8 protein-coding genes are annotated in these 7636 nt (G+C 44.0%); 2 read left to right on the top strand and 6 right to left on the bottom strand.

The window, feature by feature from the left end; genetic code table 11:
* The 6 genes from ccoG to ccoN form a co-directional block, all read right to left on the bottom strand.
* On the bottom strand, window positions 1-861 hold an 861-nt coding region (gene ccoG / locus A3763_RS12630; RefSeq protein WP_068760098.1), incomplete at its 3' end, for a cytochrome c oxidase accessory protein CcoG.
* 81 nt (window positions 862-942) lie between these two features.
* Window positions 943-1284 (bottom strand): hypothetical protein, encoded by a 342-nt coding sequence (locus tag A3763_RS12625; protein WP_156490703.1) that lies wholly within the window; start codon window positions 1282-1284, stop codon window positions 943-945.
* An 82-nt stretch (window positions 1285-1366) separates the two neighbouring features.
* On the bottom strand, window positions 1367-2245 hold the full coding sequence (ccoP, locus tag A3763_RS12620; protein ID WP_068554745.1) for a cytochrome-c oxidase, cbb3-type subunit III: 879 nt from the start codon (window positions 2243-2245) through the stop codon (window positions 1367-1369).
* Between the two features lie 2 nt (window positions 2246-2247).
* Window positions 2248-2430: a CcoQ/FixQ family Cbb3-type cytochrome c oxidase assembly chaperone gene (locus tag A3763_RS12615; RefSeq protein ID WP_068506528.1), complete on the bottom strand. Its 183-nt coding sequence runs from the start codon at window positions 2428-2430 to the stop codon at window positions 2248-2250.
* Between the two features lie 2 nt (window positions 2431-2432).
* The gene (gene ccoO, locus A3763_RS12610) at window positions 2433-3038 is read right to left on the bottom strand and encodes a cytochrome-c oxidase, cbb3-type subunit II (RefSeq protein ID WP_068554743.1); all 606 of its coding nucleotides are present in this window, start codon (window positions 3036-3038) and stop codon (window positions 2433-2435) included.
* Complete coding sequence (gene ccoN, locus A3763_RS12605; protein ID WP_068506532.1) at window positions 3038-4468, bottom strand: cytochrome-c oxidase, cbb3-type subunit I; 1431 nt, start codon at window positions 4466-4468, stop codon at window positions 3038-3040. The genes ccoO and ccoN overlap by 1 nt, the downstream gene beginning before the upstream one ends.
* 348 nt (window positions 4469-4816) lie before the next feature.
* On the opposite strand from ccoN, the gene A3763_RS12600 reads away from it, so the two are divergent.
* On the top strand, window positions 4817-7429 hold the full coding sequence (locus tag A3763_RS12600; protein ID WP_156491928.1) for an RND family transporter: 2613 nt from the start codon (window positions 4817-4819) through the stop codon (window positions 7427-7429).
* Window positions 7426-7636, top strand: a 211-nt coding sequence (locus A3763_RS12595) for a hypothetical protein (RefSeq protein WP_156495071.1), incomplete at its 3' end; no start/stop codon positions are given. The genes A3763_RS12600 and A3763_RS12595, both read left to right, overlap by 4 nt.

The following is a 7636-nucleotide window of genomic DNA, read 5'->3' as shown; positions in this document are numbered from 1 at the left end:
TTCGCGAATATCGATGCCAGTAGGGCAGACCTGCACACATAAAGAGCAGTCAACACAGTCACCTGCCTGGTCGGCCATTTCCTTTCTTTTTTTACCCTTAACTCTTGGCTCGCCACGGTCATCGTCGTAGGAGACAATCAGAGTGTCCTTATCGAACATGGCGCTTTGGAAGCGTGCATAAGGGCACATATATAAGCATACCTGTTCTCTGAGGTAGCCAGAGTTTCCATAAGTCGCAAAACCATAAAATAGGATCCAGAAAGTTTCCCAGGGCCCAAGAGTGTAGGTGCCAGACAGCGTTGTCCACAAAGACGCTGATAACTCGCGTATAGGTGTAAAATATCCGACCAAGGTAAAACCGGTCCATAATGAGAACAGGAGCCATACAAGCTGCTTGGTCCCCCGTTTGCGAATTTTTTCAGCATTCCAGGGCATCTTTTCCAGCTTAAGCTGTGCGCCTCGGTCACCCTCAATAATGCGTTCCATCCAAACGAAGGCTTCAGTCCAGACGGTCTGGGGGCAGGCATAACCGCACCATAAGCGGCCAGCCAAGGCTGTAAAAAAGAATAGGCTGAGCGCAGCCATGATTAATAGCCAAGCTAGAAAGAAAAAGTCTTGAGGCCAAAACGTTAGCCAAAAAATATGAAACTGGCGCTCCGGTAAATCGAACAAAATTGCTTGATGTCCATCCCATGTAAACCAGGCTGCAAAATAGTAAAGCCCGAGCAGTGTAAACATCATTGCTTTGCGAAGCGATTGGAAAACACCTTTTACTTCACGGGTGTGTACCTTTTCATGACTTGCATACAAGTTGCTGTCGGAAGACTTGAAGCGATGTGCAATTTTGTTTTCAATATCCATTAATTAACACCAATGTAAACAGATAGAACTAGATGCCTGCAGGCCTAGGAGCAGCTGCAAGTTGTTTTTGTCTTGAGCCGACTAGTCAGCTTCCTCATCGTAATGTTCTGACAAGGATTTTTGTCGTTTGGCAAGAGGTAGGGCCAATAAGACACAGCTCAAAGCTGTGCAGCTAAAACCAAACACCCAAAAGAGGAAAAAGCCTAATGTATATAGAGCATTTGGGCTAAACTCTACAGGGAAAGTCGCGATACTTGATAACTCTATCGGATCAAATGCTGCGAAGAAAAGCATTGTTGCCAGTGCTGCGCATAAAAAAGACACCCAAGCCATAACACCAAATGAGCGCCAGAAAACTTTCGACTGTAATTCTTCCTCGGGAACAATCGTGCGTAGTTGCGATATGATAATTCGAATCATCATTGACCTCGGATCATTATAAATATTGGTGTAATTCAGCGCCTATATAAATGATTGGGCGCTGAATTACACCTTGATGACAAAGTTATAGAGACAAAATATAAGCTGATAGAACTTTAGCTTCTTGCTCACTAAACAAATGTCTGTGCGACGGCATGTTGCCGTTACGTCCATTGGCTATCGTGGCGTCAATATCTCTTAACAGTCCGCCATATAACCAAATATTGTCAGTAAGGTTGGGCGCACCAAGCAGCTGGTTGCCTTTACCGTCAATGCCATGGCAAGCAGCGCATTGCATATCAAAGCTTGCCTTGCCTTGTTCTGCTTTGGTCGCGTCAGTGGACTGATTGCTTAAGCTAAGCACGTACTGAGTAAGGTCAGATCTTTGCGTGTCATCTAAAATTGCGCCGAAAGCAGGCATCACGCCTTGACGGCCATTTAGAATTGACTGCGAAATCAAATCTGAACTATTTCCGTATAGCCAGTCATCATCTGCAAGATTCGGAAAGCCTTTTGAGCCTTTAGCATCGGAACCATGGCATTGCGAACAGTTATTGTCAAACAAGCGTGAAGCAGTTTTCATTGCTTCAGTATTTGCTTGAAGTTCTTCAGCTGTTTTGCCCTCAAATTGAGAAAAGAAGGCAGCGCGGTCCGCTCTATTCTTTTCCATTTGGGCGTCTAACTGATTAAGTTGAGTCCAACCTAATGAACCTTCGTTATTACCTAGTGCAGGGTAAAGGTACATGTAAATTGCTGCAAAAATAGTTGTCAGAATAAACATGTTAAACCACCACTTTGGTAGTGGGTGATTCAGTTCGGATATACCGTCCCATTCATGTCCGGTAGACTCGACCTCACCGCTCTCATCCGACTTCTTTGAAGAAGTCGCGAACAGTAGCCACATGACACCAACTAGGTTGCCGATGACCAATACACTGATGAAAATACTCCATCCTGTACTCATAATTAGGCCTCACTTTTTTCTTTGTTATTGCAAGTATTCGTTGCAGTGTTATCCAAGGGAAGATTTGCCATTTCCTCGAACGCTTCTTTACGCTTGCCACTCCAGCTCCAGAAGCAAATTCCGATGAACGTAAGCAAAAGCATGCCGGTCATTAAACCGCTTAGTGTGTGCTGTAATTCGCCCATGCTTATCTCCCGTTGTTTGCAGTGCCAAGCACTTGCAAGTATGCAATCAAAGCATCGATTTCAGTCATATTTGCTAGCTGGGCGGGCCCGTTAGCGATTTCTTCGTCTGAATAGGGATGGCCTAGTAAACGTAAGGCTTCCATTTTGCTTATAATGCTATCAGTTTCTGCTGGTGCCTCGGCTAACCAAGGGAGGCTTGGCATATTTGATTCAGGCACCAAATCACGAGGATTGATTAAATGTATACGATGCCATTCATCAGAGTAACGGCCACCAACGCGTGCCAAATCAGGACCTGTTCGTTTCGAACCCCACTGGAACGGGCGGTCGTAAACTGATTCACCTGCAACTGACGGAGGGCCATATCGCAACACTTCATCAGCGAAAGGTCTAACCATCTGTGAGTGACAGTTGTAACAACCTTCACGAATGTAGATGTCGCGGCCCGCTAGCTGAACCGCTGTGTAAGGTTTAACGCCTGGTGCTGGTTCTGTCGTTTGTGTTTGAAACATCAGCGGAACGATTTCAACCAAACCGGCAACACTAATTACTAGGGCAATTAATACACCAAGTAGTGCGCTGTTCTTTTCAATAGTTTGATGATTCATTATGCTGCCTCCTTGTTGGATGCTTCGTTGTCTAACTCGGAAGAACCGATGGTTTTAATTACGTTATATGCCATCATCAACATACCAACCAAGAACATTAATCCACCAAGTACACGTACGACATAGTAGGGGTAGCTAGCTTTGATACTTTCAATGAAAGTATATGTCAGCGTACCGTCGTCACCCATGTCTCTCCACATTAGGCCTTGCATTACACCAGCGATCCACATTGATGCTATATAAAGTACTACACCAATTGTTGCGATCCAGAAATGACTGTTTATCAGCGATTCGCTATACATGCGCTTTTTGTTAAATAGCTCAGGAACAAGCATGTAAACGGAACCGATAGTAATAAAAGCAACCCAACCAAGCGCACCTGAATGAACGTGCCCAACTGTCCAGTCAGTATAGTGAGATAGTGCGTTGACGGTTTTTATCGACATCATTGGCCCTTCAAAGGTCGACATGCCATAGAACGATAGGGATACAATCAGGAACTTAAGGATCGGGTCAGAGCGTAACTTATCCCATGCGCCAGATAGCGTCATGATACCGTTGATCATACCACCCCATGACGGAGCTAATAGAACCAAGGAGAACACCATACCAAGTGACTGGGCCCAGTCTGGTAGAGCAGTGTATTGCAAATGGTGCGGACCAGCCCACATGTAAATAGAGATCAAAGCCCAGAAGTGTACAACTGATAATCTATAGGAGTATACAGGGCGATTCGCACGCTTTGGAACGAAGTAGTACATCATGCCTAAAAACGCCGCAGTTAGGAAAAAGCCAACAGCATTGTGTCCATACCACCACTGAGTCATTGCATCGGTTGCACCCGAAAAGACAGGGTAGGAATGAGTCAGGCTAGTAGGAATAGATAAGTTGTTAACGATATGAAGTACCGCTACAGCGATAATGAACGCTGCATAGAACCAGTTAGCAACGTAGATATGCGAAACGTTTCGCTTTACCAACGTGCCGAAGAATACAACACCATAGCTAACCCAAACGATTGCAATGAGTAGGTCTATTGGCCAGATTAGCTCTGCATACTCTTTGCCTTGCGTAAAACCAAGAGGCAGAGTGATTGCTGCTAATACAATGATTAACTGCCAACCCCAAAAGGTAAACTTCGCCAGACCAGGCGCGAACAGTGTCGTATGACATGTCCTTTGGACTATGTAATAAGAGGTTGCAAAGAGTGCACAACCACCAAACGCAAAGATTACTGCATTCGTATGTAAAGGCCGCAAGCGGCTAAAAGTTAAATACGGTAAATCGAAATTTAGTGCGGGCCATGCAAGTTGCGCGGCGATAAGCACACCGACAAGCATTCCGACAATTCCCCAGACTACCGTCATAATGGTGAATTGCCGAACTACTCCATAATCGTAGTTCTTAGGTTGAATAGGCGTTTGATTCATATGATTCACGTTCCTTATTATTTGCCAAAAGTTGGAAGCAAGCCGATTCTGTAGCGCCTCTACCTACTTTGCCTTGATGTATGTCAAGTGGGGTATATATTTATTCCTTTTATCAAGTGCTTAAGGGGTGGGGTTGATATACATCAAAGTGGGTAGTTTAGATTTTGTACAATTAACTAAAATTGAGAACTGATTGCTATTTTAGTTATGGCCTTTATAGCTTTCTGTAAATGAAATTCGTTATCATTGCTTACGCATTTGAATAACAACAAAACTGCAGCATTCTTCAAATTTGCTATACAAAGTCATCGTCAGCGCCTTGCCCAACTAATTGAATGGATCCTACTTTTGCAAAATTATCTCTCTAGTCTTAATTCCTTTTTCGAGCGAGCTCCGGATTATCTACTTAAGCGCCGTTTGTTTGTCGTCAGCCTCTTCTTTGTTATCTCTGCGGCTTTTATTTACGCAATGGTCACTAAGTTTACGATGGATATGTCCCTCGAAAGCTGGTTCAAAGATGATGATCCAACTAAAGTTTCTTTAGATAAATATCGACAGCAGTTTGGCAGTGATGACGGCATCTATATTGTTTACGAAGCTCAGGATGGAAATGTTTTCTCATCAAAATCTGTAGCCACTATTAGGGCCTTTCACCAGCAGCTCGATGACCACCGGCTTGGACTAAGCAGCGAAGATGTTTCTCCAGAATTTGATCGTGGAATACTTCAGCGAATTGATCAAATTGACAGTTTGTACAATGCGCGGTATCAGGTAGCAGATAAAGACACGCTTATCTCTAAGAAATTGTACGCTCAGGATTATCCAACTAGCGATCTCGAGCTAGAGCAACGAAAATCTATTGCGCTAGGGCAGGACGCTTTTAAGTTAGCGTACTTTTCGCCAGATCATAGATTCGGCGGTATTCGTATAAAAACCGATTTTGGCGTTATCTCTTCCTCAGAACCCCAGGTTGACGAAGGTGTTGATTTACTCCAAGGCGATGAATTTGAGTTTGATGACGCAGCAGTTGAGATAGTGTCAACGGAGCTCAGTGATGAGCCTATTGATTTTGAAGAAATGAGTATGGATGAGTACTTAGTTTTTATGACGTCTCTGCGTACCGTTGCTGCAAAGCCTGAATTCGCTCATTTCAGTTTCCACTTTACAGGCAACGCCGCCATGATGGAGTTTGCCATGAACAATATGGCTCAAGCGTCGATGTTAATGGGCTTAATGCTATTGGCCGTTGTTACCTTGCTGTGGATACTGTTTCGCTCTTTTTCAGCTGTCGTTTGGCCGGTCGTTGTGATTTCGTTTTCGGCCTTCTGGTCTATAGGTTTTCTGAGCGCAATTGGCGTTACTTTGTCGACAATGGTGAGTCTGTCATTCATGTTGATACTGGCCGTTGGAACTGCTGACTGTGTACATGTGCTGAGCGCATATATGCTATACAGACAAGAAGGTGAGGAGCATCGCCCTGCGATGCGAATGGCCTATCGCAAAACCGGCATCCCTATATTTTTAACAACCATCACGACCATGGCGGGTATGATGGCCCTGATGATTAGCGATCTACCTCAAATAGCCATCTTTGGTTTAAATTCTGCCCTAGGTGTCGGTGTAGCTTTCATTTTTACATTATTTCTTTTACCTGTACTACTAGATCTCTGGCATCCGTATCATCTGAAAGCGTCCAAGAAAGCCGAGGCAAAGAAGAGCAAGTATGCGTCGGGTGGAGGTGCAGGAAGAGCAAGTTCGCTTCAACACTTCCTTGATAAAATACCCGCGTACATTAAAAGAAAGAGTAAAGTTGTCACGCTTTGTTATATCGCGCTTTTCGGCTTGTTTGTAATTGGTACGCTTCAAGTAAAAATTGACTCAAATTTAGTCGAATTGGCAAAAGAAGATGCACCGATTCGGGTTACTTACGATTTGGTCGACAAGGAGATGATGGGGGCACAGAATCTCGAGTTTATTGTTGACATGAAATCGTCTGATGCGCTTAAAGAACCGGCAGTACTTAAGGTGATTGATGCCTTCCAGGCTCACTTGGTCGAAACCTACCCTGACAGCGTTGTTAAAACCTTTTCTTTGGCTGATTTCGTAAAAGATACAAATAAGGTAATGCATGAAGGGGACCCCACTTATGATCGCGTGCCGGAAGACCCAGTTCTAGCGGCGCAGCTTCTTTACCTCTTTGATAATGCCAACAGCCGAGACCGAAGAAATGTTGTAAGCGATGACTACTCCAAGACTCATATTTCAGCTCAATTGCGGAACAAGGGCTCGTTCGAATACACCCATTTCTTTGAGCAGGTTCAACTTGACCTAGATCGTTATTTTGAACCTTTAAAGGCTCAGTATCCAGATCTTGAAGTAAGTGTTACAGGTCAGTTAGCCTTAATGATGGAGTTAATCGATCACATCAGCTGGGCACAAATCAAGAGTTTCGCTTTTGCACTGGTTATTATCACGATCTTGTTAATATTCTCTTTAGGTTCTGTGCAAGCAGGGTTGATTTCAATGATTCCTAATCTCCTGCCAGCATTCTTTACCTTCGGTCTGATGGGCTTGCTAGATATACCTTTAGATACGGACACGTTGATTATTGCTCCCTTAATTATTGGTATTGCCGTGGATGACACTATTCACTTTGTTGCACATTATCGAGATGCGTGGTTTGAACTTGGTGATGTTGACGCGGCTCTTAAAAGCACCATCTCAGAAGTTGGCCAGGCGGTAACATTTACTACCCTAGTCTTAGGGATTGGCTTTTCAATGCTTGCCTTCTCAGACTATATGGGACTGGCAAAAACCGGTATTTTTGGTTCATTATCAATCGTAGTTGCTTTGTCTTCAGACTTACTATTACTGCCTGCCTTGATAAGCTGGCTAAAACCAGATTTAGGGCGGAAAAAACATATGGCAGCGCTTGTTCGTCAAGAGGAGGTCGGCGCATGAAAACGATAAGCTTTAAGGTCTCGGCCTTGGTGATGCTAATTGCATTTAGCACACTGTCTCAAGCTGCTAATGATGCGAAAAGTATTATGGAAAAAGTGGATGTAGTTCAGCGAGAAACGGCTGATATGAACTTAAGTCTATCGACACTTTCTTCTTGTCCTTTTCAAATCAAGAGCAAGAAAGTGTCGTGCACCGAGTCAAAACGAA

The sequence above is a fragment of the Oleiphilus sp. HI0128 genome (assembly GCF_001635365.1).
Note: the sequence above shows the minus strand (reverse complement) of the source record. Positions and strands in the feature narration are given on the sequence as shown.